Genomic DNA, 538 nt, shown 5'->3' with positions numbered 1-538 from the left:
GGCCGTCGCCGAGGGGCTGGGCCTGGAGGTGCGGGCCGAGCTGATGCCGGAGGACAAGCTCCGCATCATCGGCGAGCTCAGGCGAGCGGAGAAGGGGAACCAGAAGGTGGCGATGGTGGGCGACGGCGTCAACGACGCGCCCGTGCTGGCGCAGGCCGACGTCTCGATCGCCATGTCGTCGGGCGCCTTCCTCGCGCAGGCCCAGGCCGACGCGGTGCTGCTGACCGGAAGCCTCGAGGATCTCGCTGCGACCGTGGGCTACGCCGCGCGCACGCTCGCGGTGATCCGCGAGAACCTCGTCTGGGCGCTGGCGTACAACGCCGTGGCCGTGCCGCTCGCCGTCGCCGGGTACGTCACGCCCTGGATCGCGGGGATCGGCATGTCGCTCTCGTCGCTCGCCGTCGTCGCGAACGCGTTGCGGCTACGGGCCTTCCGCGCGCCGCCGGGCGAGGGTGCACGGCAGGCGCAGGGCGCGACGGCGTAGCGCGATGGACATCCTCTACCTGCTGGTGCCGCTCTCCGTCGTCCTGGTCTTCCT

The 538-nt window shown here is 72.5% G+C and carries 1 protein-coding gene; it reads left to right on the top strand.

Annotated features, from left to right (window positions below; genetic code table 11):
- On the top strand, nucleotides 1-484 hold a 484-nt coding region (locus N2041_RS14760; protein WP_297679388.1), incomplete at its 5' end, for an HAD-IC family P-type ATPase.
- Nucleotides 485-538 lie beyond the last annotated feature (54 nt).

The organism is Tepidiforma sp. (assembly GCF_026419595.1).
Taxonomy (GTDB): domain Bacteria; phylum Chloroflexota; class Dehalococcoidia; order Tepidiformales; family Tepidiformaceae; genus Tepidiforma.
This window is presented reverse-complemented; position numbering and strand designations above follow the sequence as displayed.